General features: G+C 71.1%; 19 protein-coding genes and 1 pseudogene. 13 read left to right on the top strand and 7 right to left on the bottom strand.

All coding sequences use genetic code 11. From position 1 onward, the window contains the following. Positions 1-31: 31 nt before the first annotated feature. The 3 genes from E0497_RS12360 to E0497_RS12350 are packed head-to-tail and all read left to right on the top strand — an operon-like array spanning position 32 to position 2,552. Positions 32-865 (top strand): MetQ/NlpA family ABC transporter substrate-binding protein, encoded by an 834-nt coding sequence (locus tag E0497_RS12360; RefSeq protein WP_137725099.1) that lies wholly within the window; start codon positions 32-34, stop codon positions 863-865. Beyond that, positions 865-1,887, top strand: coding sequence for a methionine ABC transporter ATP-binding protein (locus tag E0497_RS12355; protein ID WP_137725098.1), 1,023 nt, complete (start codon positions 865-867; stop codon positions 1,885-1,887). The genes E0497_RS12360 and E0497_RS12355 overlap by 1 nt, the downstream gene beginning before the upstream one ends. Continuing rightward, a complete protein-coding gene (locus tag E0497_RS12350) occupies positions 1,884-2,552 on the top strand; it encodes a methionine ABC transporter permease (RefSeq protein WP_137725097.1) in 669 nt (222 codons plus the stop codon). The genes E0497_RS12355 and E0497_RS12350 overlap by 4 nt, the downstream gene beginning before the upstream one ends. Positions 2,553-2,620: 68 nt before the next feature. On the opposite strand, the gene E0497_RS20990 is transcribed toward E0497_RS12350, so the two are convergent. Genes E0497_RS20990 through E0497_RS12335 form a run of 3 tightly spaced genes read right to left on the bottom strand, consistent with a single transcriptional unit; the run spans position 2,621 to position 5,919 of the window. Beyond that, positions 2,621-3,517, bottom strand: coding sequence for an MOSC domain-containing protein (locus E0497_RS20990; RefSeq protein ID WP_137725096.1), 897 nt, complete (start codon positions 3,515-3,517; stop codon positions 2,621-2,623). 3 nt (positions 3,518-3,520) lie between these two features. Then, on the bottom strand, positions 3,521-4,897 hold the full coding sequence (gene mtr / locus E0497_RS12340; RefSeq protein WP_137725095.1) for a mycothione reductase: 1,377 nt from the start codon (positions 4,895-4,897) through the stop codon (positions 3,521-3,523). Further along, the gene (locus E0497_RS12335; protein WP_137725094.1) at positions 4,894-5,919 is read right to left on the bottom strand and encodes an alpha/beta hydrolase; all 1,026 of its coding nucleotides are present in this window, start codon (positions 5,917-5,919) and stop codon (positions 4,894-4,896) included. The genes mtr and E0497_RS12335 overlap by 4 nt, the downstream gene beginning before the upstream one ends. Before the next feature lie 200 nt (positions 5,920-6,119). Here E0497_RS12335 and mqo point away from each other — a divergent pair, with 200 nt between their 5' ends. From mqo to E0497_RS12305, 7 genes and pseudogenes are all read left to right on the top strand, one after another. Further along, positions 6,120-7,655 (top strand): malate dehydrogenase (quinone), encoded by a 1,536-nt coding sequence (mqo, locus tag E0497_RS12330; RefSeq protein ID WP_170312956.1) that lies wholly within the window; start codon positions 6,120-6,122, stop codon positions 7,653-7,655. Positions 7,656-7,881: 226 nt separating this feature from the next. Further along, a complete protein-coding gene (locus tag E0497_RS12325) occupies positions 7,882-9,810 on the top strand; it encodes a VWA domain-containing protein (protein WP_137725092.1) in 1,929 nt (642 codons plus the stop codon). Positions 9,811-9,838: 28 nt separating this feature from the next. Then, complete coding sequence (gene cobO, locus E0497_RS12320) at positions 9,839-10,453, top strand: cob(I)yrinic acid a,c-diamide adenosyltransferase (RefSeq protein ID WP_137725091.1); 615 nt, start codon at positions 9,839-9,841, stop codon at positions 10,451-10,453. After that, the gene (locus tag E0497_RS12315; protein ID WP_421958340.1) at positions 10,450-11,829 is read left to right on the top strand and encodes a cobyrinic acid a,c-diamide synthase CobB; all 1,380 of its coding nucleotides are present in this window, start codon (positions 10,450-10,452) and stop codon (positions 11,827-11,829) included. The genes cobO and E0497_RS12315 overlap by 4 nt, the downstream gene beginning before the upstream one ends. Then, positions 11,822-12,154 (top strand): annotated as a pseudogene (locus tag E0497_RS20820) (cobalamin biosynthesis protein); the annotation flags it as partial. The gene E0497_RS12315 and the pseudogene E0497_RS20820, both read left to right, overlap by 8 nt. Positions 12,155-12,229: 75 nt before the next feature. Continuing rightward, positions 12,230-13,474, top strand: a complete 1,245-nt coding sequence (cobA, locus tag E0497_RS12310) for a uroporphyrinogen-III C-methyltransferase (RefSeq protein WP_170312961.1) — start codon at positions 12,230-12,232, stop codon at positions 13,472-13,474. An 86-nt stretch (positions 13,475-13,560) separates the two neighbouring features. Further along, positions 13,561-14,964, top strand: a complete 1,404-nt coding sequence (locus E0497_RS12305; protein ID WP_137725172.1) for an MFS transporter — start codon at positions 13,561-13,563, stop codon at positions 14,962-14,964. 48 nt (positions 14,965-15,012) lie between these two features. On the opposite strand, the gene E0497_RS12300 is transcribed toward E0497_RS12305, so the two are convergent. The 4 genes from E0497_RS12300 to E0497_RS12285 all read right to left on the bottom strand — a co-directional run bounded on the left by E0497_RS12300 (position 15,013) and on the right by E0497_RS12285 (position 19,900). After that, a complete protein-coding gene (locus E0497_RS12300) occupies positions 15,013-16,233 on the bottom strand; it encodes an FAD-dependent oxidoreductase (RefSeq protein ID WP_137725088.1) in 1,221 nt (406 codons plus the stop codon). A gap of 75 nt (positions 16,234-16,308) precedes the next feature. Beyond that, positions 16,309-17,052, bottom strand: coding sequence for a peroxide stress protein YaaA (yaaA, locus tag E0497_RS12295; RefSeq protein WP_137725087.1), 744 nt, complete (start codon positions 17,050-17,052; stop codon positions 16,309-16,311). A 96-nt stretch (positions 17,053-17,148) separates the two neighbouring features. Beyond that, positions 17,149-17,682, bottom strand: a complete 534-nt coding sequence (locus tag E0497_RS12290) for a hypothetical protein (RefSeq protein WP_137725086.1) — start codon at positions 17,680-17,682, stop codon at positions 17,149-17,151. A gap of 85 nt (positions 17,683-17,767) precedes the next feature. Continuing rightward, positions 17,768-19,900, bottom strand: a complete 2,133-nt coding sequence (locus E0497_RS12285; protein WP_161987416.1) for an IPT/TIG domain-containing protein — start codon at positions 19,898-19,900, stop codon at positions 17,768-17,770. 164 nt (positions 19,901-20,064) lie between these two features. Between E0497_RS12285 and E0497_RS12275 the strand changes: the two genes are divergently transcribed. The 3 genes from E0497_RS12275 to E0497_RS12265 all read left to right on the top strand — a co-directional run bounded on the left by E0497_RS12275 (position 20,065) and on the right by E0497_RS12265 (position 23,587). After that, entirely contained in the window at positions 20,065-21,810 is a 1,746-nt protein-coding gene (locus tag E0497_RS12275; protein ID WP_137725083.1) for a proline--tRNA ligase, read from the top strand. Positions 21,811-21,929: 119 nt separating this feature from the next. Then, on the top strand, positions 21,930-22,607 hold the full coding sequence (locus E0497_RS12270; RefSeq protein ID WP_137725082.1) for an O-methyltransferase: 678 nt from the start codon (positions 21,930-21,932) through the stop codon (positions 22,605-22,607). Beyond that, positions 22,604-23,587 (top strand): nucleoside hydrolase, encoded by a 984-nt coding sequence (locus tag E0497_RS12265; RefSeq protein WP_137725081.1) that lies wholly within the window; start codon positions 22,604-22,606, stop codon positions 23,585-23,587. Before E0497_RS12270 ends, E0497_RS12265 begins: the two co-directional genes overlap by 4 nt. Positions 23,588-23,764 lie beyond the last annotated feature (177 nt).

Here is a 23,764-nt window from a genome sequence, read left to right as displayed (position 1 = left end):
CGACACACCCCTCCCGGAAGGTATCTTTCGAATGATCCTGCGCCGCACCGCAATCCTGTCCGCCGCCGCCCTGCTCACCGCGGGCCTGGCCGCCTGCTCGTCGGGCAGCGACGCCGAGACTCTGGTGATCTCCGCGTCCAGCACCCCGCACGTCGAGATCCTCGAGCACATCGCCGACTCCGGCGCACTCGGTGACGTGAAGCTCGACATCAAGCCGGTCACCGGCGAGATCGACCCCAACGAACTCCTCGTCGCCGGTGACGTCGAGGCCAACTACTTCCAGCACGCCCCCTACCTGTCGGACTGGCAGAAGCAGAAGGGCGTCGACGACCTCGTCTCGGTCGCCGACGTGCACCTCGAGCCGATGGGCCTGTACTCGGAGAAGATCACTGCCGTCGACCAGCTCGCCGACGGCGCCACCATCGCCCTGCCCAAGGACACCACCAACTTCTCCCGCGGCCTCTACCTGCTCGAGTCCGCCGGCCTGATCCAGATGGACGTCCCGTTCGCCGACGCCAACCTGTCCGTCGTCACGCAGGCCAACATCAAGGCGAACCCGAAGAATCTGAAGTTCATCGAGATCGAACGCTCGCAGATCGCCCGCAACCTCGGCGACCCGCAGATCACCGCCGCCGTCATCAACTCCAACTACGCCCTCGAGGCCGGCCTGAACCCGACGAAGGACACGCTCATCGCGGAGAAGGCCGAGGGCAACCCGTTCGCGAACCTGCTCGTCGTCCGCGCCGCGCAGCAGAACGATCCCGGCGTCCAGGCCCTCGCCACGGCACTGCAGTCCCCGGAGACCGCCGCCTGGATCGAGGAGAACTACTCCGGCGCCGTCATCCCCGTGCACGCGGCCGGCTGATGATCACCGCCCGGAATCTGGTCAAGACCTTCCCCGCGGTCGGAGGCGCGGGGGAGGTCTCGGCCCTGCGCGGCATCGACCTCGACATCGCCGAGGGTGAGATCTTCGGCATCGTCGGGCCGTCCGGGGCGGGCAAGTCGACGCTGCTGCGGTGCCTGAACCTGCTCGAGCAGCCCACCAGCGGGCGCATCCTGCTCCGCGGTGACGACCTGTCGCAGCTCACCGGCGCCGGCCTGCGGGCCGCCCGCCGCCGCATCGGCACCGTGTTCCAGCAGTTCAACCTGCTGCACTCGCGGACCGTGCGCGCCAACGTCGAGTTCCCACTCGAACTCGCCGGGACGGGCCGGGCCGAGCGCCGCGCCCGCGCCGACGAACTGATCGAGCTCGTCGGCCTCGCCGGCAAGGAGAAGGCGTACCCGTCGCAGCTGTCCGGCGGCCAGCAGCAGCGCGTCGGCATCGCCCGCGCGCTCGCGTCGAATCCCGACGTACTGCTGTGCGACGAGGCGACCAGCGCCCTCGACCCCGACACCACCGGCCAGGTCCTCGACCTGCTCGCCGACCTCAACCGCACCATCGGCGTCACCGTCGTCCTCATCACCCACGAACTCGAGGTGCTGCGCCGCATCTGCACGTCCGCGGCCCGCCTCGACGACGGGCGCATCGCCGAGACCGGACGCATCCTCGACCTCGTCGCCACCCCCGGATCGATCCTCGGGTCGGCGATCGTCCCGGTCGGGGGCGACCCGGCCGACTCCGATGCGGTCGTCGACACGGCTGTCGTCACCACCATCGGCGACGACGCGCACGGCCCGTGGCTCTCGCAGCTCGTCCGCGCACTCGACGTCGACATCTCCGTCGTCGGCGGACGCGTCGAACAGGTCGCCGGGGTCACCGTCGGCCGGCTGCGCCTGTCCTTCGGACCCGACGTCCGCCGCGCCGACGTCGAGGCGTTCGTCGCCGCCCAGCCGAACACCACACTCGCGTGGGGTGCCGACGCCCGCCTGGAAGGGGTCCTCGCGTGAACAAGACGTCCTGGCAGAATTCGCTGCCCGAAGTCTGGGAAGCGACCCTCGAAACCCTGTACATGGTGGGCATCTCGTTCCTGTTCACCGTGGTCGGCGGCGTTCTCATCGGCGTGATCCTGCACATGACGTCGCCGTCCGGGCTGTGGCCGCAGCGGGCCCTGAACGCGATGCTCGGCGCGATCGTCAACGTGTTCCGGTCCCTGCCGTTCCTGGTCCTGATGATCGCGCTCATCGGCGTCACCCGACTGATCGTCGGCACCGCGATCGGCCCCACCGCCGCGATCGTGCCCCTGACGATCGGCGCCATCCCGTTCTACGCGCGGGTCGTCGAGGCCGCACTGCGCGAGGTCCCCGTCGGACGGGTCGAGGCCGCGCAGGCGATGGGCGCCGCCAACGGGCAGATCGTCCGCAAGGTGCTGCTGCCCGAATCGATGTCCGCGCTCGTCGCCGGCGCCACCCTCACCCTGGTACTGCTCGTCGGCTACTCCGCGATGGCCGGTGTCATCGGCGGCGGCGGCCTCGGCGACTTCGCGATCGTCTACGGCTACCAGCGGTTCAACACCCCGGTCCTGCTCGTGTCCGTCGTCGTCCTCATCGTGCTCGTCCAGATCATGCAGTCCATCGGCGACGGCATCGTCCGGGCCATGACGCACCGGAAGTAGTTCGTTCGACACCGATTCGGGAAGGATCGGCCCCGCACTCCGGGGCGGATCCTTCCCGAATCGCCGTATCAGGTGAGTGCGTCCGCCGGCACCTGCTCGACGACGTCGCCGACGCAGATCGCGCCGGCGGTCACGACCTCCGCGTACACGCCGAGGCTCGGCAGGTCCGCGGTGCCGTAGCCGACGGGTACCCGGTGCGCGGCCGCGAGGGCGCGCAGTGTGCCCCGGTCCGCCGGCAGACCCTGGTGTGCGAGATTGACCATGACGCAGCGGCCGGTGGGGGTCTGCACCCCGATCTCGACGGCCCCGATCCGGACCCGGCCGTCGACCCAGGCGTCCTCGATCCAGCCGGCATCCCAGTCGGGTCCGCCGACGAGCACGTTCGGCCGGTACCGGCGCACCACACTGCCCGCCGAACCGGGGGCCAGCGCGTTGAGACTCGACGTGGTCAGCACGTGCAGGTGTGCCAGATCGTAGAAGCGGTCGTTCGCCCCACCGGTCGGCACCGCACCGACCGGGACGTCGGAGCCGGCGTCCTGCTCGGCCCGCGCCGACGACGTCTCCACCGCCGCCTCCATCCCGATCCGGGACTCGGCGACCCACTCCATCTCCATCGTCCGCGACGCCTCGGCCGGTGACCGCAGCACCACCTCGCGTCCCGTCAGCTCCGACAATGCAGCCACGGTCCGGGGATCGTCGCCGCGCAGCACGGCACCGTCCGGCAGCGTGATCTCGAGCGCCGACGGATCCGTGAGGTCGACGTCGTCGACGAGCCGCGCCCGGCACCGCAACAGCTCACCCCACAGCTTGCTGCGCTTGGCGCTCGCGACATGCCCGGTGGCGCGGTCCACGACCGCCCACACGTGGTCGCCGCGCACCCCGTCGACCTCCACGACCACCGACTCCAGGCGTTCCCCGCCGAGCGACTTGACCGGATACCGCCACAGCTCCGACACGATCGTCACAGCTCAGAGCTCCAATCCGAGGAGCGCGTTCTCCACCACTTCCGGCAGCGCCGGATGGATCCAGTACTGGCCGGTCGCCATGTCGCGGGCGGACAGTCCGAAACTCATCGCCTGGATCAGCGGCTGGATCACCGTCGGGGCCTGCGCGCCGATCACGTGGGCGCCGAGAAGACGTCCGGTGCCGCGTTCGGCGATCACCTTGCAGAAGCCCTCGTCGTCCTCCATCGCCCACCCGTAGGCGACGTCGGAGTAGTTCTGCACCTTGACGGTGATGTCGAGGCCGGCCTCACGGGCCTGTTCCTCGGTCATACCGACGTCCGCGATCTGCGGGTCGGTGAACACCGCCGCCGGCACGAACCGGTGATCGGTGCGTCGGAGACGGTCGGTGGAACCCCACGCATCGTGGAGCAGATTGTGCTGCACCACCCGCATCTCGTGGTTCGCGACGTGCTTGAGCTGGTACGGCGACGACACGTCCCCGAGCGCGAACACACCCTCGGCGGTGGTGCGCTGGAACTCGTCGACGATCACCCGGCCCGACTCGTCGACCGCGATCCCACCGAGCTCGGCGGCCAACCGGTCCCCGTTGGGGGTGCGGCCGGTCGCGACCAGCAGTTCGTCGCCGGCGACGACGGTGCCGTCCGCCAACTCGAGCTCGACCCCGTCGCCGACGGTGCGGGCCGCGACCAGCGGATTGCCCAGGTGCACATCCCACTTGCGCTGCGCGAGCTCGGTGAACCACTCGGACACCTCGCGGTCGAGGTGCCGCAGCAGCCGTTCGCTGCGGCCGATGATCGACACCCGCACCCCGAGCGCGGAGAACACGTGCGCGAACTCGGCGGCCACGAACCCGGACCCGAGGATCACCAGACGCTCGGGCAACGCCTCGAGCCGCATGATGTCGTCGTTGGTGCGGTATTCGACGCCACTGTCGACGATCTCCTGCGGGATCGATGGGCGCGCCCCGGCCGCGATCACCACCTGGTCGGCGGTGATGGTCTCCCCGGTTCCGGTGTCGATGGTGCGCGGACCGGTGAACGTCGCATGCCCGCGGAACACCGTCACGTCCGCGCAGTCCTCGGTGCGGTAGCGTTCGCCGCCCGCCGCGATCGGATCGATCCGGCCGAACACCCGCTTGACGATGTCCGGCCAGCGGACGTCGTCGAGGCTCGCATCCACCCCGAGCTTCGACGACTCGGTGACCGTGCGCGCCACCTCCGCGGCGTACACGAACATCTTCGTCGGGATGCAGCCGACGTTCAGGCAGGTGCCGCCGAACGTGCTCTCCTCGAGGATCGCGATCTTCTTGCCGTCGAAGCGGTCGTCGAGGATCGAATTACCCGATCCGGTGCCGATGATCGCGATGTCGAAGTGGGTCACGCAGTTGCCTCTGTCTCTCGGGTGACGTTGTCGGTCAGGTGGTGTGCATCGAGCCGGCCCAGCCACAGATCCACCTCGTGCAGCGCTGCCGCCCGCGGTCCGGGAGTGGACAGGAACACGTCGTGGCGGGCGCCGTCGATCGGGACGATCGTGGTCCGGTTGCCGAGGCACCCGGCCCAGCGGGCGATCTGGTCGACGTCGAGGACCGCGTCGGCCGCGTCGACCGACGGGTTGTAGCGGGACGCGACCACCGACCGCGTCGACCGCAGGATCAGCGACGGCACCCCGATGTCGAGGCCACGGTGCAGTCGGGCGTGGCCGCGGCGGACGGCCCGCAGCCAGCCGAACCGGACCGGGAACCCGGTCAGCGGCTTCCACTCCAGGTCGTACTCCCATTCGCCGTGCGCACCGATGTGCAGGCTCGCGCCGTACGTGTCGAGTTTCTGTCCGGGAATCTCCGTCCGGCCCGACGCGCGGCCGAGCGCGTCGATCGCCGCGGACGTGCCCGCGCTGCGCAGCAACGACGGCCCCTGCAGGTCGAACCACGGGCTGTTGAGGATGAGACCCGCCACACCGGCGCCCGCCGAACCACCCGGCCGGCGCTCGAGCCGGTCGAGCCACAGCGGCAGGATCAGCCCGCCCGTCGAGTGCGCGGTGAGCAGCACCGGGCCGCCGACCTCGTCGCGCACCAGACGCAGCGCCTCGTCCAGTTCGGCGTCGTACAGCGTCAGGTCGGACGCGTAGTGCGGGGTCTGCCCGGCCCGCCGGGAGCGACCGCATTTCCGCAGGTCCAGGGCGTAGAATGCGTACCCTCGGGCGGTGAAATGCTCGGCGACGTGCCGCTGGAAGAAGTAGTCGGTGAACCCGTGCACGTACAGCACGGCACGGGTCGGAACCGTCGAGTCCGGCCGGTAGCGGACGAGGGTCGCCTCGACGTGACCCTCGCCGTCCGGATCGGTGCCCAGTGGAATCGTCAGCTGCTGGTATCCGTCACCGAGGACGTCGGGAGCCCAAGTAGTCACGATCACACTCTATTGGGCGAACGAAGTCGTTTGCGAGGGGCACAATTGGTGAAGGTGACGCACAGGTAACCTAAGCGCCACAGGCGCGCGAAATGCGGTCTGTGCACGTGAAGCGCCCGAGCGCGTGATGCGTGCGAAGGTCGTGTGTGAACAGACCGTGTGAACAGGTCGTGCGAACAGACAAGGAAGTCGATTCTCCAGTGTCAGACCAGAATGTAGTGGCGAAGACCGATGTAGTGCTCGTGGGTGCGGGCATCATGAGCGCAACGCTCGGCGCGATCCTGCGTCAGCTGCAGCCCGACTGGTCGATCACCACCTTCGAACGCCTCGATGCCGCCGCAGCCGAGAGCAGCGACCCGTGGAACAACGCGGGCACCGGCCACTCGGCGCTGTGTGAGCTCAACTACACCCCGGCGAGCGGTTCGGGCGTCGACATCACCAAGGCCGTCAACGTCAACGAGCAGTTCCAGGTGTCGCGCCAGTTCTGGTCGTACGCCGTGGACAACGGGATCCTCACCGAGCCGGGCGAGTTCATCAACCCGATCCCGCACGTGAGCTTCGTGCACGGCGCCGACAACGTGAAGTACCTGCGCGCCCGCTACGACGCCCTCGCCGGCCACACCCTGTTCCCGGGCATGGAGTACTCCGAGTCGGAGGACTTCCTCGCCGACCGGCTGCCGCTCATGGCCCAGGGCCGCGACTTCACCGACCCGGTCGCCCTCAACTGGACCGAGTCCGGCACCGACGTCGACTTCGGCGCCCTCACCAAGCAGCTCCTGGGTTACGTCGGTGCGTCCGGCGGCCAGGTGTACTTCGGTCACGAGGTCCGGAACCTCACCAAGCAGTCCGATGGCAGCTGGATCGTCAAGACCGAGAACCTGCGCACCGGTGTCACCAAGACCGTGCAGGCCAAGTTCGTGTTCATCGGCGCCGGCGGCGGTGCACTGCACCTGCTGCAGAAGGCCGGTATCAAGGAAGCCAAGGGCTTCGGCGGCTTCCCGGTCAGCGGCCAGTTCCTGCGCTGCACCAACCCCGAGATCATCGCCCAGCACCGCGCCAAGGCGTACGGCAAGGCCGCGGTCGGTGCCCCGCCGATGTCGGTGCCGCACCTCGACACCCGCGTCATCAACGGCCGTCGCGGCCTGCTGTTCGGTCCGTACGCCGGCTGGTCGCCGAAGTTCCTCAAGAACGGCAAGGTCACCGACCTGCCCGGGTCGGTCAAGCCCAACAACCTCATGTCGATGCTCGGTGTCGGCGTCACCGAACTCGGTCTCACCAAGTACCTCATCGGTGAGCTGATGCAGTCGCCGTCCGACCGCATCCGCACCCTGCGCGAGTTCGTCCCGCGCGCCACCGGCGGCGACTGGGAGCTCATCACCGCCGGCCAGCGCGTCCAGGTCATCCGCAAGAAGGGCAACGGCGGCGTCCTCGAGTTCGGCACCGCCGTCGTCAACGCCGAGGACGGCAGCATCGCCGGCCTGCTCGGCGCGTCCCCGGGCGCGTCCACCGCGGTTCCCGCGATGCTCGACGTCCTGAAGCGCTGCTTCCCGCGCGAGTTCGAGGCGTGGACCCCGAAGCTGCAGCAGATGGTGCCGTCGCTGGGCGTCAAGCTCGCCGACAACCCGGCCCTGTTCCAGCAGGTGTGGGACTGGAGCACCCGGTCGCTGCAGCTGGGCGGCGCCCCGGCGTCCGCCCCGGCCCACGCGGCCCCCGTCGCGGCGTCCGCGTCGGTCTAGGCTGGATCCGATCCACGAACCACTACCGCGGCCCGGAGCGTGCTCCGGGCCGCGGTAGTGTTCTGTCCGGCAGTACCGAAACGTCTGCGGGGAAGTCCTGTGCGAATCAGGCGCGGTCCCGCCACTGTGAGGGCGCTCGATCCGAGCGGTCCCGAGCCAGAATGCCGCAGCGTTTCACACCACCGAGCTCTCGGCGCGGAAACCGAGACGTGAAGGGATTCGATCGTTGCGTGACCGTCGACAGTCCAGCTCCGAACCTGCAGGGTTCCCGTTCAGTGCCGTCGTCGGCCAGGATCGGCTGCGCCTCGCGCTGACCCTGTGCGCCGTCCACCCCGGTATCGGGGGTGTCCTGGTGCGCGGCGAGAAGGGCACCGCCAAGTCCACCGTGGTGCGTGCACTCACCGCACTGCTGCCCGAGATCGAGACCGGCCGCCGCGCCCGCCTCGTCGAACTTCCCGTCGGCGCCACCGAGGACCGGGTCGTCGGCTCCATCGACCTCGAGAAGGTGCTGCGCGACGGCGAACGCGCCTTCGCGCCCGGCCTGCTCGCCGACGCCCACCAGGGTGTGCTGTACGTCGACGAGGTCAACCTGCTGCACGACCACCTGGTGGACGTGCTGCTCGACGCCGCCGCGATGGGTCGCGTCCACGTCGAACGCGACGGCGTCTCCCATTCGCATCCGGCGAAGTTCGTGCTCGTCGGCACCATGAACCCCGAGGAGGGGGAGCTGCGGCCGCAGCTGCTCGACCGGTTCGGTCTGGCCGTCGACGTCGCCGCGTCCCGCGACGTGGACGTGCGGATGGAGGTGGTGCGCCGCCGCCTCGACTACGAACGTGACCCGGACGCGTTCGCCGCCCGCTACGCCGACGCGGACGCCGACCTGGCCCGCCGCATCGCCGAGGCCCGCGCCGTCGTCGACGCCGTCGTGCTGCCGGACACCGAACTGCGCCGCATCGCATCGGTGTGCGCGTCGTTCGACGTCGAGGGCATGCGCGCCGACCTGGTCCTGGCCCGCACCGCCACCGCGCACGCCGCGTGGCGCGGCGCCGACGCCGTCACCGAGGAGGACGTGCGGATCGCCGCGGAACTGACGCTGCCGCACCGTCGTCGCCGCGACCCGTTCGACGAGCCCGGACTCGATCCGCAGCAACTCGACGACGCGATGGACAAGGCCGACGAGGACGCCCGCGCCCACACCGACGACGATCCGGAACCGGACCCCGACCCCGACGGTCCGGGTGGCGGCGCCCCGGACGACGCCCCGGACGACACCCCCGCCCCCGATGCGAACAGCGGTGACAGCGACCAGGATTCACCGCAGTCCGGTCCCGGTCGGGCCCCCGAACGGCCCGCCGGTGCCCCCGGCCCGCAGTTCACCGCCCGGCTGCTCGAGATTCCCGGCGTCGGCGACGGCGCCCCCGGACGCCGGTCCCGTTCCCGGTCGACGCGGGGCCGCACCGTCCGCGCCACCACCGAACCCGGCACCGGCCTGCACCTGGTGAGCACCCTGTTCGCGGCCGCCGAACACCAGCGGGATCGCGGCCGGACCACTGGCCCGATGCGGTTGGCGGCCACCGACATTCGCGGGGCGATCCGGGAGGGCCGCGAGGGCAACCTGGTGCTGTTCGTCGTCGACGCGTCCGGCTCGATGGCCGCCCGCGACCGGCTCACCGCCGTCACCGGCGCCGTCGTGTCGCTGCTGCGCGACGCCTACCAGCGCCGCGACAAGGTCGCTGTGATCACCGTGCGCGGCACCACCGCCGAGGTGGTGCTGCCGCCGACGTCGTCGGTGGATGTCGCGGTGCGGCGGCTGCGGTCGATGAAGACCGGCGGGAAGACCCCGCTCGCCGAGGGTTTCCTGCGGGCCCGGGAAGTGGTGCTGCGGGAGCGGATCCGCGACCCCAAGCGCCGGCCGCTGGTCGTCTCGCTCACCGATGGCCGCGCCACCGGCGGCGCCGACGCCGTCCCGCGGGCGAAGCGTGCCGCCGCGATGCTCGCCGGCACCGGTGCGGCGTCGATCGTCGTGGACTGCGAGACCGGCATGATCCGGCTCGGCCTGGCCGCCGAACTGGCGCACGACCTGCGCGGCGGCTGCGTCCGGCTGGCGGAACTGTCCGCGCAGCAGGTGGCCTCCGTCGTCCGCGCCGCCGCCTGAAACTTCCAGTACGAGACAAGGATTCGACATGCCTCAGGGTGTCCCCGAAAACGTGCCCGCCGACGGACTGACCACCCGGCAGCGCCGCAACCAGCCGGTCCTGGCCGTCCACACCGGCCCCGGCAAGGGCAAGTCGACGGCCGCGTTCGGGATGGCGCTGCGCGCCTGGAACCAGGGCTTCGACATCGGTGTCTTCCAGTTCGTCAAGAGCGCCAAGTGGAAGGTCGGTGAGGAGGCCACGTTCCGGACGCTCGGCGAACTGCACGAGACCAGCGGTGTCGGCGGCGCCGTCAGCTGGCACAAGATGGGGGAGGGCTGGTCCTGGACCCGCAAGGCGGGCACCGAGGAGGATCATGCCGCGGCCGCGCTCGAAGGGTGGCGGGAGATCACCCGCCGGCTCGCGGCGGAAACCCACCGCTTCTACGTGCTCGACGAGTTCACGTACCCGCTCAAGTGGGGCTGGGTGGACACCGACGAGGTCGTCGAGGTTCTCCGTGACCGCCCCGGCAACCAGCACGTCGTCATCACCGGCCGCGACGCCCCGCAGGCCCTGATCGACGCCGCCGACCTGGTCACCGAGATGACGAAGATCAAGCATCCGATGGACGCGGGCCGCAAGGGCCAGCGCGGTATCGAGTGGTGAGTACCCCCGCCGTCGTGATCGCGGCCCCCGCGTCGGGTAGCGGCAAGACGACGATCGCCACCGGACTCGTCGGGGCGTTGCGGGCGGCCGGGGATGCGGTGGCGCCGTTCAAGGTCGGCCCCGATTACATCGACCCCGGCTACCACGGGCTCGCCGCCGGCCGCCCCGGCCGCAACCTCGACACCGTCCTCGTCGGCGCCGAGCGGATCGGTCCGCTGTATCGCCACGGCAGCGATGACGCCGACATCGCCGTCGTCGAGGGCGTCATGGGCCTGTTCGACGGCAAGATCGATCCGGCGTCGACGGCCCCGTCGGCGGAGGGGTCGACCGCGTCGGTCGCGGCGATGCTCGGCGCCCCGGTGGCGCTGGTGATCGACGCCCGCGGCCACAGTCAGTCCCTCGCCGCTGTGCTGCACGGGTTCTCGACGTACGACCCGGCGGTGCGGATCGGCGGGGTGATCCTCAACCGGGTCGGCAGCGCCCGGCACGAGGCGGTGCTGCGGCAGGCGTGCGAGAGGGTGGGGTTGCCGGTCCTCGGCTCGGTGCCGCGGATGACGGAACTCGAGGTGCCGTCCCGGCATCTGGGCCTGGTGCCCGCCGTCGAACACGGCCGCGCCGCCGTCGACGCCGTCGCCGCGATGACGCAGCTGGCCGCCGCCCACCTGGATCTGGACGCGATCCGTTCCCTCGCCCGCTCGTCGGTGCAGGCTCCCACGTGGGATCCGGCCGCCGAGGTCGGCCGCGTCGCCGCCGGGCGGCGTCCGGTGATCGCGCTCGCCGGTGGGGTGGCGTTCACGTTCGGGTACACCGAACATCGGGAACTGCTCGAGGCCGCCGGCGCCGACGTCGTCACGTTCGACCCCCTGCACGACGAACTCCCGTCCGGCACAGCAGGGCTGGTGTTGCCCGGGGGGTTCCCCGAGGAGCATGCGGTGGCGCTGTCGGCGAACACCGCGCTGCACAAGCAGGTGCGGGACCTCGCCGCCGACGGTGTCCCGATCCACGCGGAATGCGCGGGCCTGCTGTACCTGACCCGCAGCCTCGACGGACATCCGATGGCCGGGGTCCTCGACGTCGACGCCCGTTTCGGGTCGCGGCTCACCCTCGGCTACCGGGAGGCCGTCGCCGTCACCGATTCGGTCCTGTTCGACGCCGGTACCCGCGTCGCCGGACACGAATTCCACCGCACCGCACTCGATTCCGACGTCACGGCCGGGTTCGGTCCGGCATGGGGCTGGCGGGCGTGGGATGCCGGCGCCGCCCGCGAAGGGTTCGTCGGCGGACCGGCCGGCGCGGTGCACGCGTCGTACCTGCACACCCACCCGGCCGGGAATCCCGGCGCGGTCCGGCGTTTCGTCGAGGCCGCCCGTGCCTGAGACGTGCGTCGGCGTCGGGGCGGGTTCCGCCGCGACCGCTGCCGACCTCGTCGCCGCCGTCCGCGCGGTGTGCGGCGACACGGTCCCCGCGGTGCTGGCCACGCTGGACCGCAAGACGGTGCTCCCGGCGTTCGTCGACGCGGCCACGGAACTCGGCGCCGTGCTGGTCGGCTACCCGGCCGAACACCTGGCCGCCGTCGTCGTCCCGCACCCGTCGCCGCACGCCGCGGCTGCCGTCGGCACCCCCAGCGTCGCCGAGGCCGCCGCGCTCCTCGCCTCGGGCGGCGGCCCGCTGACCGTCACCAAACGGGTGACGAACGGTGTGACCGTCGCGGTCAGTAGAGTTTCAGGGCCTGCCCGTCGGGTGGTCCGATCGAACGAGAAGAACGGGGAGACGAGAGTGTCTGCTTCCGCCGGTGCCGAGTCCAGCTACCTGGTCGGGCTCGACCTGACGAACCGTCGTGTCGTGGTCGTCGGCGGTGGCACCGTCGCGCAGCGCCGACTCGGGCTGCTGGTCGCGTCCGGTGCCGCCGTGCACGTCGTCAGCCGCGAGATCACCCCCGCGATCGAGGGGATGGTGACGGCCGGACAGATCACCGCCGACCTGCGCGACTACCTCGACGGCGACCTCGACGGCGCCTGGTACGCGATCGCGTGCACCGACGAACCCGCCACCAACGCGGCCGTCGTCGCCGAGGCCGACCGGCGGCGCGTGTTCTGCGTCCGCGCCGACAGCGCCCGCGACGGCAGCGCCGTCACCCCCGCCACCGGCACGTTCGACGGCCTCGACATCGGGGTCCTCGCGCGCGGCGCGCACCGCCGGTCCGCGGCCGTCCGCACCGCACTGATCGAAGCCCTGCAGGCCGGCACCGTCACCGACACCGGCGAGCGGCCGGCCGCCGGTGTCGCCCTCGTCGGCGGCGGACCCGGCGACCCCGACCTCATCACCGTCCGCGGCCGACGCCTGCTCGCCCGCGCCGACGTCGTCGTCGTCGACCGGCTGGCGCCGCCGGAACTGCTCGCCGAACTCGGCCCGCACGTCGAGGTGATCGACGCCGCCAAGATCCCGTACGGCCGCGCGATGGCGCAGGAGGCGATCAACGCCGCCCTCGTCGATCACGCGCAGGCCGGCAAGTTCGTCGTCCGGCTCAAGGGCGGCGACCCGTACGTGTTCGGCCGCGGCTTCGAGGAACTCGAGGCGTGCGCGGCGGCCGGTGTCCCGGTCACCGTCGTCCCCGGCATCACGAGCGCGATCTCGGTGCCGTCCGCGGCCGGGGTCCCCGTCACCCACCGCGGCGTCACCCACGAGTTCGTCGTCGTCTCCGGGCACGTCGCCCCCGGGCATCCGTCGTCGCTCACCGACTGGTCGGCGCTCGCCCGGCTGCGCGGCACGATCGTGGTGCTGATGGGGGTCGAGCGGATCGAGCAGATCGCCACCGCACTCCTCGACGGCGGCCGGCCCGCCGACACCCCGGTCACCGTCATCCAGGAGGGCACGCTGCGCACCCAGCGGGTGCTGCGCGCCGACCTGTCGACCGTCGCCGCCCGCCTGCGGGAGGAGGAGATCCGTCCGCCCGCGATCATCGTCGTCGGTCCGACGGCCGGGTTCTCCGTCGACGCCCTGTTTGCCGGAGACGGTCGGTAACGTGGACTCTCGTGTCTGACTCCACCGTCGTGAAGTACCCCGTGACCACCCGGGCGTTCGGTCTCGCGATCGTCGTCCTGAGCGGTATGCAGCTGATGATGGTGCTCGACGGCACCGTCGCGTCCCTCGCGCTCGCCAAGATCCAGGAGGATCTCGGGCTGAGCGACGCGGGCCGCAACTGGGTGATCACGTCGTACGCGCTCACGTTCGGTGGCCTCATGCTGCTCGGCGGCCGACTCGGTGACGCGTTCGGCCGCAAACGGGTGTTCATCGGCGGTGTCGCCCTGTTCACGATCGCGTCGCTGCTGTGCGGGCTCGCCGTGAACGAGGGCACCCTCGTGGCGGCCCGTGCCCTGCAGGGTGTCGGTGCGGCGATCGCGTCACCCACCGCACTCGCGCTGGTCGCGACGACGTTCGCACCCGGCCCGGTCCGCAACCAGGCCATCGCGATCTTCGCGGCCATGACCGGTGTCGGATCGGTGACCGGTCTCATCATCGGCGGCGCCCTCACCGAGGTGTCGTGGCGGTGGATCTTCCTCATCAACGTGCCCATCGGGCTCGTCATCCTGGTGCTCGCGTTCCGGGCGCTCACCGAGACCGGCAGCGAACGGCTCACCCTCGACGTGCCCGGCGCGATCCTGGCGACTCTCGGCTGCACCGCGGTGGTGTTCGGGTTCACCGAGGGCCCCGAGATGGGCTGGACCAGCCCGCTCGTCCTCGCCGGACTCATCGGTGGTCTCGCGTTGCTCGTCGCGTTCCTGACGGTCGAACGGCGCGCCGAGAACCCGTTGCTGCCGTTCTCGCTGTTCCGGAACCGCAGCCGGGTCGCCACGTTCGTCTCCCTCGCCCTCGTCGGCATGGTGATGTTCTCCCTCGCCCCGTTCGTCGCCCTGTTCGTGCAGGACGTTCTCGGCTACACGCCGCTGCACGCCGGTCTGGCGTTCGTGCCGTTCGCGTTCGGGCTCGGCGCGGCCGCGTTCGTCGCCTCCAAGCTGGCCGTCAAGGTGCAGGCCCGCTGGCTCGTCGTCGCCGGCACCGTCCTCACCGCGATCGGCCTGCTGTACGGGTCGACCCTCGACATGTCCGCCACCTACATGGGCAACCTGTTCGTACTCGTCGTCGGGGTCGGCTTCGGTGTCGGTCTCGCGGTCGTGCCGCTGCCGCTGTGCGCCATCGCCGGGGTCGGCCCGCAGGAGATCGGCCCGCTCACCGCGATCGCCCAGGTCGCCCAGGTACTGTTCGGGCCCGTCGGACTCGCGATCGTCGGTGCGATGGCCACCTCCAAGACCCTGTCACTCGGCGGCACGTCCGGGGTGGCCGCGACCATGACCCCCGAACAGTTGTCCGCGCTCAGCGAGGGCTACACGTTCGCGCTGCTCGGCTGCGCGATCCTCGCCGCCCTGGCCGCCGTCGCCGCCGTGTTCGTGCGGTTCACGCCCGCACAGGTCGCGCAGGCGCAGGAAGCGGAGAAGGCGGCGCAGGCGGCGTAGCCGCCTGTGCGCCTTTTTGGTAGCTGCAGCTACCAAAAAGGCGCACAGCTACCGGCGGGCCGCGGCGGGCGGGCGTTCCCGGACCGCCCCGTACCCGAAGAAGTACGCGGGCAGCCGGGACAGGCCGGGAGTCGAGGCCACGCGCTGCAGGATCGCCGACACCTCCGTGCGCGGCGCGCCCGCGAGGATCGGGGCGACGACCCGGTCGTGTGCGATCCGCTGCAGGGTCTGGGCGACAGCCGCCGTCGGCCACCGCCGCCACTGGATCCGGCGCAGCACCGACTCGGGGACGTCGTCGGACGGCAGTCGGCCGGCCAGGTACCGGGCCGCGGCGACCGCGTCCTGCACCGCCAGGTTGATGCCGATCCCGAAGATCGGGGACATCGCGTGCGCCGCGTCCCCGATGCACAACAGCCCCGGCAGATACCAGCGGCGCAGCCGGTCCAGGCGGACGTCCAGCAGCGGCACCTCGTCCCACGAGCGCAGGGCGTGCGCCCGCTCGCCGAGCCACGGCGCGGTGGCACCGAACCGGTCGGTGAACCGGTCGAGCCCCGCGGCCCGCCGTTCGGGATCCGACCCCTTGGGGATCATCGCCCCGCACTGCCAGTAGTCGCCGCGGTCGATCATCACCGTGATCATCCGTTCGCCGGCCGAGACGACCAGCCCCTCCGGGTCGGTGCGGTCGCGGGGCAGCCGGAACCACCACGCGTCCATCGGGCACCGGAAGGAACGCACCTCGAGGCCGGGGAGCGACCGGGCGAGGGAGCCGCGGCCGTCGCACGCCACGGTGAGCGTCGCCCGCAGCTCTCCGTCCCGGCCGTCGGCCGTCCGGTACCGCACCCCGGCGATCCGGCCGTGGTCGTCGAGGAAACCTGTGGCCGCGGTATCCATCCGCAGCGTGAACGCCGGTTCGGCGGCGGCCACCTCGGACAGCAGCGTCAGCAGATCCCACTGCGGCACCATCGCGATGTAGTCGTAGCGGCCGGGCAGGACGTCGAGGCGGCCGACAGTCAGGGGTCGGCCACCCTCACCGACCGGGAGCTCCACGGACTGCACGTGCCGCTGCGGGAGCCGGGCGAAGCGGCCGGCGAGCCCCAGATCGTCGAGCAGCGACAGCGTCGACGGGTGGACGGTGTCACCGCGGAAGTCGCGCAGGAAGTCGCCGTGCTTCTCGAGCACCGTCACCGGCACACCGCAGCGCGCCAGCAGCAGCCCCAGCACCATCCCGGCGGGGCCGCCACCCACGACACAGCACGTGGTCCGGTCCATCGGCGACGCTCCTCACCGTCCAGTGTGCACCTGTGCGCCTTTTTGGTAGCTGCAGCTACCAAAAAGGCGCACAGGTTAGGTGAGGACGACCAGTTCCGTCGCCGACGCGATCTCCACCCGCAGACCGGCCTTCGCCGCCACGCGGGCGACACCGCGGATGTCGGACGGTTCGGCGCGAGTGACGGTGAGGGCGCGGGCGAGCAGGCCCTTGTGATGCTTGTTGAAGTGGCTGACGACCTTGCGGGAGCCGTCGGGCTGTTCGGTGAGGACGGTCGCGGTCACCGCGCCCGGCACGGGGCCGAGTTGCTGGTAGGTGCCCGAGCGCAGGTCGACGACGAGTCCGCCGTCGGCCTCGGCGACCAGTGCGCCGGTCAGTTCCGGCTTCCACAGGGCCTGCAGGGTGCCGATGCCGGGCAGCTTCGATCCGCCGGACAGCCGGTACGCGGGGATCGGGTCACCGGCGCGGACCGCGCCGAACAGCGCCGACCCCATCGCGAGCCGACGCAGCGCCTTGTCCCGCTGGGTTTTCGTGAATGCCGTCGCGTCGAGGGCGTCGAACAGCACACCCGTGTACCGCTCGAGCGCGGGCCGGGTGGGGGACACCCACAGTTTCGCGTTGCGTTCGATCTCGTCGGCCTGCTTCGGTCCCAGACCCAACGCCAGATTCGACGCCTCGGTGTCGGCGGCGAGTTCGACGAGCGCCGACGCGAGCATCTCGCGGGTCTCGGTCAGTTGCGGCATCGACAGCTCGCCCAGATCGAGCGGCACCCCCGTGCCGCCGTCGGACTTGGTTTCGGAGGGAGGAAGCAGCACCAGCACGGTCGCCAACCGTACCGGCCGCCGACGGCCCACCGAAACGCGTCCGGCCCCCACCGGAAGTCGGTGAGGGCCGGACGGGTGTGACGAGCGCCGGGATCAGCCCGCGAAGGTCACCGGGGACTTGGTGTCCTGCGTGCGGTCGGCCGAACCGTGCGCGGCGACCGTGTAGATCGAGCACGTGTTCACCAGGCAGTTCGAGGTGCCCGTGACGGCGAGTGCGTCGACGTCGACCGTCCAGGCGCCGTCGACGATCTGCGCGGGCTTCAGCCACGCCGTCGTCATCCACGCGGACGAGTCGGTGGCCGAGTACTTGTCGTCCTGTACGAGTCCGATGTACAGGCCGGCGCCGGCGCCGGAGAAGTCGGTGCCGGTGACGGTGATCGTCTCACCGGCGGCCGCGATCCCGGTCGACTTCGACAGCGTGACGGTCGGGCCGGTCGGCTGCTCCGGGCCGGGGGTGTCGGTGCCGGGTTCGTCGGTGCCGGGGGTGCTCGGGCCGAGGCTGCCGAGCGAGCCGGCAGTGAGGAAGTCGAACGGTCCGGCGTGTGCGGCAGCGACGGGTGCTGCCGCGGCGAGCGCGGCGAGCGCGACGGTCGCGGCGACGAGAGCGGCCTTGTCGAAAATGCGCATGTTCCTGCTTTCCCTTGATCGGTGAACTGGTGTGTGGATCGCTGTGACGGCGATGCAGGCCCAAATTGACTTAGGTAAACCTAGCCTAAGAATTGTTGGGGCGCCAGGAGTTCCGGCGACGCAGTGCGAGCGTGGTGCCCACGGCGAACCCGGCACCGACGACGGCCCCGACGAGCAGCGGGACGATCCATGCGGTGCCGTCGGAGATCGCGTCGGCCAGATTCCGGATCGCCGAGGTCTCGGAAGTGGAATCGCTACCGCCGCTACCATTTTCATTGCCGGAGGTCAGTGCCACCGCGGAGGCCGCATCGGCGTTGGGGGCGTTCGGGTCGTCACCGAAACTGACCGGCGTCCGAGTGTCCTGGCTGCGATCCGACGAGCCGTGCGCGGCGATCGTGTAGATCGAGCACGGATTCTTCGTGCAGTCCGAGTCGCCCTTGACTGCCTGCAGCGGCATCGTCGTCGACCAGGCCCCGTCCGTGATGCGGGCCGGGGTGACGAACGCCGTCGTCATCCACGCCCCCGCATCGGTGGTGGAGAACTTGTCCTCCTGGATGAGACCCACGTAGATCCCCGGAGGCGCACCCGAGAACCCGGTGCCCGAGATCGTGATCTCCTCCCCGTCGACCTTCAGGCCCTTGGCCTTCGACAGCGTCACCGCCGGCCCGCCGGACTGGCCGGCTGCTGCGGCGGCAGCGGCAGCCCCGGCGCCCTGCGCGGGCGGCGGCGTGACCGTGCCCGGTGCGACGCCGCCGACGAACGACACCGGCGTCCTGGAATCCTGGCTGCGATCGGACGAGCCGTGCGCGGCGACGGTGTAGATCGAGCACGCGTTCGCGACACAGTCGTAGGCGCCCTGCTTCGCGACCAACTCCATCGGCAGCGACCACGAGCCACCCGAGATCTGATCCGGCTTCAGGAACGCCGTCGTGATCCACACCGACGCATCCGTCGACGAGAACACGTTGTCCTGCACCAGCCCCACGTACAGGCCCGGCGCGGCACCCGAGAACCCGGAACCGGAGATCGTCACCGTCTCACCCGCCGGATCGACACCCGACGCCTTCGACAACGACACCGACAGGGCACCGTTCGCGGTGAACGAGGCACCCGGCGTCGTGCCGCCACCGGCGCCCGGGGCGGCACCCGTTCCGCCGGTGCCGGTGCCGGTGCCGGGGTTGGTGCCGGTGCCGCTGGTTCCACCGGTGCCGCCACCCGGGGTGACCGGCGGCGCCTCCCCGACGAAACTGATCGGGGTCGTGGTGTCCTGGCTGCGGTCGGACGAGCCGTGCGCGGCGAGCGTGTAGATCGCGCACGCGTTCGCGACGCAGTCGCCGCCCGGGAACGCGCCGACCACGTCGAGCGTCACCGTGAACGATCCACCCGGCATGTCCGACGGCTTCACGAACTTCGGCTCGTGGAACACCGACGCATCCGTCGACGAGTACCGATCCGACTGCGCGACACCGATGTAGATGCCCGGCCCGCTCGTCGAGAACCCGCTGCCGCGCACCGTGACCGTGTCACCGGCAGCGTTCAGGCCGCTGGTCCGATCCGCCTCGACCCGCAGGCCGCCGGACGTCGGCGGGGCCGGAGGCTTCGTCGTGGTCACCGGAGGCTTCGTCGTGGTGGGTGGGGGCGTCGTGGTGGTGGGCTTGGTGGTGGGCTTGGTGGTGACCGGGGGCGTGGTCGTCGTCGGCGGTGGTGTGGTGGTGACCGGGGGCTTCGTCGTGGTGGGTGGGGGCGTCGTGGTCGTGGGTGGCACGGTCGTCGTGGGCGGCACCACGGCCGCGAACGTCACCGGTGTCACGGTGTCCTGGCTGCGGTCGCTCGACCCGTGGGCGGCGACGGTGTAGATCGAGCAACTGTTCTGCAGGCAGTTCGACGCCCCGCTGACCGCCATCACGTCGATCGTCGTCGACCATGCGCCGCCGCTGATCTGGGTGGGACGGATGAACGCGGTCGACATCCAGGCGCTCGCGTCGGTGGTGGAGAACAGGTCGTCCTGCGCGAGCCCGACGTAGATGCCGGGTCCGGACTCGGAGAATCCGGTGCCGGAGACGGTGACGGTCTCCCCGGCGGCTTTCAGCCCGGTGGTCTTGGCGACGGTCGTCACCGGTGTGCCGCCGGCGGGGGCGGCGGTGGAGACGACCGTCGGGGTCGCCCACGCCGCGGCGGTCATCGCGGCCGCGAGGGCGCCCCTGGTCAATGCGCGCATCTGTCTTCTTCCTGGTTACGGCCGCGGGCGCGGCAGGACGAATGTACGAATCGTGACGAAGGGTAGCCTATGTTTACAAAGGCGAGGCTAAGCTCAGTGAATCGTGTCGGATTTTCGGTGCCGGGGACGCGTCGCCCCAGTTCGACCGACTAGGCTGATGCCCCGTGATCACCCGCATGTCGCACCTGTTCCTCCGTACGCTCCGCGACGACCCGGCCGACGCCGAGGTCGCCAGCCACAAGCTGCTCGTCCGCGCCGGCTACGTGCGGCGCATCGCGCCGGGCGTGTACTCGTGGCTGCCACTGGGCCTGCGGGTGCTGCGCGAGGTCGAGCGGGTGGTCCGCGAGGAGATGAACTCGTTCGGCGCACAGGAGATTTCGCTGCCGGCGCTGCTGCCGCGCGACCCCTACGAGACCACCAACCGGTGGACCGAATACGGCGACGGCCTCTTCCGCCTGCAGGACCGCAAGGGCGCCGACTACCTGCTCGGTCCCACCCATGAGGAGATGTTCGCGCTCACCGTCAAGGGCGAATACAACTCGTACAAGGATTTCCCGGTCACCCTGTACCAGGTGCAGACCAAGTACCGCGACGAGGAGCGTCCCCGCGCCGGCATCCTGCGCGGCCGCGAGTTCGTCATGAAGGACTCGTACAGCTTCGACCTCACCGACGAGGGCCTCGCCCGGTCCTACCAGGCGCACCGCGACGCCTACGAGCGCATCTTCGCCCGTCTCGGCGTCACGTACGTGATCGTGTCCGCGACGTCCGGTGCGATGGGCGGCAGCGCGTCCGAGGAGTTCCTCGCCGAGTCGCCGATCGGTGAGGACACCTACGTCCGCTGCGTCGAATCCGGGTACGCCGCCAATGTCGAGGCCGTGAAGACCCTCGCCCCGGAACCGATCCCGTTCGACGGTCAGCCCGCCGCGCAGATCCACGACACCCCCGACGCCGCGACCATCGACGCGCTCGTCGACTGGGCCAACGGGGCGGGTCTCGGCCGCGAGATCACCGGCGCCGACACCCTCAAGAACATCATCGTCAAGACCCGGGTGCCGGGCGGCGAGTGGGAGCTGCTCGGCATCGGCCTGCCCGGTGACCGGGAGGTCGACGACAAGCGGCTCGAGGCGTCCCTCGAACCCGCCGAGGTCGCGCTGCTCACCGACGAGGACTTCACGAAGCACCCGTTCCTCGCGAAGGGCTACATCGGCCCGAAGGCGCTGCTGGACAACGAGGTCCGTTACCTCGTCGACCCGCGTGTCGTCGACGGCACGTCCTGGATCACCGGCGCCGACGTCGCGGGCAAGCACTACGTCGGCCTCGTCGCCGGCCGCGACTTCACCCCGGACGGCACCATCGAGGCTGCCGAGGTCCGCGACGGCGATCCGTCACCGGACGGTGCCGGCCCGCTGGTCGCCGCCCGCGGCATCGAGATCGGACACGTGTTCCAGCTCGGCCGTAAGTACACCGACGCGTTCGACGTGAACGTGCTCGGCGAGAACGGCAAGCCGGTGCGCCCCACGATGGGCTCGTACGGTGTCGGTGTCTCGCGCCTGGTCGCGGTCATCGCCGAACAGCACCACGACGACAAGGGTCTGCGCTGGCCCGCCGAGGTCGCCCCGTTCGCGGTGCACCTGGTGATCGCGAACAAGGACGAGGCCGCCCGCGAGGGCGCCGAGGCGCTGGCCGCCGAACTCGACTGCGCCGGCATCGAGGTCCTGTTCGACGACCGCAAGGCGTCGCCGGGCGTGAAGTTCAAGGATTCCGAGCTGATCGGTGTCCCGCTCGTGGTGGTCGTCGGACGCGGCTACGCCGACGGCAAGGTCGAACTGCGTGACCGGTTCACCGGTGAGGCCCGCGAGATCCCCGCCGACGGTGCGCTCGCCGAGATCGTGGCGGCTGTCCGCGGCTGACCGACCCCGCCCATCGCGTTTCGCGCACTTGTCGCGCCGTCCGCCCGCGGATCCGGCGCGACAAGTGCGCGGAACGCGGGGGCTGATGGGGTGCGGGGAGCCGTCGTAGGCTCGGGAGCATGGCTGACACCGAACGTTCCCGCTGGGCCGACGTCGACGACTACCTCGCCGGCACCCTCATCGGGGACGACCCGGCAGCGGCGGCGGCGCTCGACGCGAATGCTGCCGCCGCACTGCCGCCGATCGACGTGTCCCCGGTGCAGGGCAAGTTCCTGCACCTGCTGGCCCGCATGATCGGGGCGACGAGGGTGCTCGAGATCGGCACCCTCGGCGGCTACAGCACCTTGTGGCTGGCCCGCGCCGTCGGCGACACCGGCCGGGTCGTGACCCTCGAATACGAGCCGAGGCACGCCGGGATCGCCCGCACCAACCTCGACCGTGCCGGCGTCGGCGACCGGGTCGACATCCGGGTCGGTGCGGCCCTCGACACCCTGCCCGGTGTCGAGGCCGACGGGGTCGGCCCGTTCGACCTGGTGTTCGTCGACGCCGACAAGGTCAACAACTCCGAGTACGTGCGGTGGGCACTGCGACTGTCCCGCCCGGGCACCGTCATCGTGATCGACAACGTCGTCCGCGGCGGTGGGGTGTCCGACCCGGACCTCGACGACGAGGCCGTCCGGGCGAGTCGCGCGGTGCTCGGACTGCTCGCCGCCGAACCCCGGATCGATGCGACCGCGTTGCAGACCGTCGGCGTCAAGGGCTGGGACGGGTTCGCGCTCGCCCTCGTCACCGAGTGAGCGCGGGGACCGGGCGGCGGGTGCTGATCGACACCGACACCGGCGTCGACGACGCGCTCGCGATCCTCACGGTCCTCGCCGCCCCGGACACCGAGGTCGTCGGCGTCGGGACCGTGTTCGGGAACTGCGACGAGGGGCAGGCCGCCGCCAACGCGCTGCTCGTGCTCGCGACCGCCGGCCGCACCGACGTCCCGGTGTGCGTCGGCCGGCCCCGTCCCGGTCCGGCGCTGTCGGTGCCGAGTCCGCACGGTGTCGACGGTCTCGGCGACAGTGGACTACCGCGACCGGTCGGTTCGCGGCCGTCGCAGGAAACCGCTGTCGCACAGATGCTTCGGTGGTCCCGGCAGCATCCGGGGGAGGTCGACCTGCTGTGCCTGGGGCCGTTGACGAACGTCGCGGCGGCCCTCGACCGTGACCCCGGCCTGCTCACCCGGTTCCGGTCCGTGACCGTGATGGGCGGCATGGGCGCCGCCGGCCGCCGCGACCGCGTCGCCGCCGAACAGCTGTCGTTCCTGGGCAAGGGTGACACGAACACCGCGCACGATCCGGCGGCGACGGCGCGGGTCGCCGCCGCACCCGGGCCGGTGACGTGGGTGGGCATGGACGTCACGGCGCGGCTGCAGATCCTGTGGGCCGACGTCGAGTCCCGGGCGGCGTCGTCGGACATCGCCCGGTTCGTGCGGGTGATCAGCGCCGACTACCGGGTCCACTGCACGCGCACGTACGACGCGGACCGTCCGATGGTCACCAGCCACGACAGTGTCGCGGCCGCGGTCCTGCTCGAGCCCGCGGTGGTGCGGGCGTCCGCCGGCCTCGTCTGCCGCGTCGAACACGATCGCGACGGCCGGGCGAGTCTGTGGGGACACCCGCCCGATGCCGGCGATCCCCGGCACCGCGTCGTCACCGACCTCGACTACGCGGCTGTCCGGGCGGTCGTCGACCGCACGCTCGCGCCGACCTCCCGCGTTTCGCGCACGTAGCGCGCCGGAATGCCGCCCGGGACGCGCGCCAAGTGCGCGAAACGCGGGGGACAGGGCTGGCGGATTCATATGGTCACAGCAACAAGGTGATCGTGAGGAGGCTGGGATGGCGTTGGGATTGTTGAATCGGCGGCGGTTCGTCCGGCTGATCTGTGGTGGTGTGCCGCAAGGGAAAGC

Origin of the sequence: Prescottella subtropica (genome assembly GCF_005434945.1) — a bacterium.
In the GTDB taxonomy this organism is placed as follows: domain Bacteria; phylum Actinomycetota; class Actinomycetes; order Mycobacteriales; family Mycobacteriaceae; genus Prescottella; species Prescottella subtropica.
This window is presented reverse-complemented; position numbering and strand designations above follow the sequence as displayed.

What these genes read in the sequence shown, in the direction of transcription:
- E0497_RS12305 (WP_137725172.1), top strand. Translation starts at nt 13,561, where the DNA reads ATGCAGCTGATGATGGTGCTCGACGGCACCGTCGCGTCCCTCGCGCTC.
- E0497_RS12285 (WP_161987416.1), bottom strand. Translation starts at nt 19,900, where the DNA reads ATGCGCGCATTGACCAGGGGCGCCCTCGCGGCCGCGATGACCGCCGCG.
- E0497_RS12300 (WP_137725088.1), bottom strand. Translation starts at nt 16,233, where the DNA reads ATGGACCGGACCACGTGCTGTGTCGTGGGTGGCGGCCCCGCCGGGATG.
- E0497_RS12355 (WP_137725098.1), top strand. Translation starts at nt 865, where the DNA reads ATGATCACCGCCCGGAATCTGGTCAAGACCTTCCCCGCGGTCGGAGGC.
- cobO (WP_137725091.1), top strand. Translation starts at nt 9,839, where the DNA reads ATGCCTCAGGGTGTCCCCGAAAACGTGCCCGCCGACGGACTGACCACC.
- E0497_RS12360 (WP_137725099.1), top strand. Translation starts at nt 32, where the DNA reads ATGATCCTGCGCCGCACCGCAATCCTGTCCGCCGCCGCCCTGCTCACC.
- E0497_RS12290 (WP_137725086.1), bottom strand. Translation starts at nt 17,682, where the DNA reads ATGCGCATTTTCGACAAGGCCGCTCTCGTCGCCGCGACCGTCGCGCTC.
- E0497_RS12270 (WP_137725082.1), top strand. Translation starts at nt 21,930, where the DNA reads ATGGCTGACACCGAACGTTCCCGCTGGGCCGACGTCGACGACTACCTC.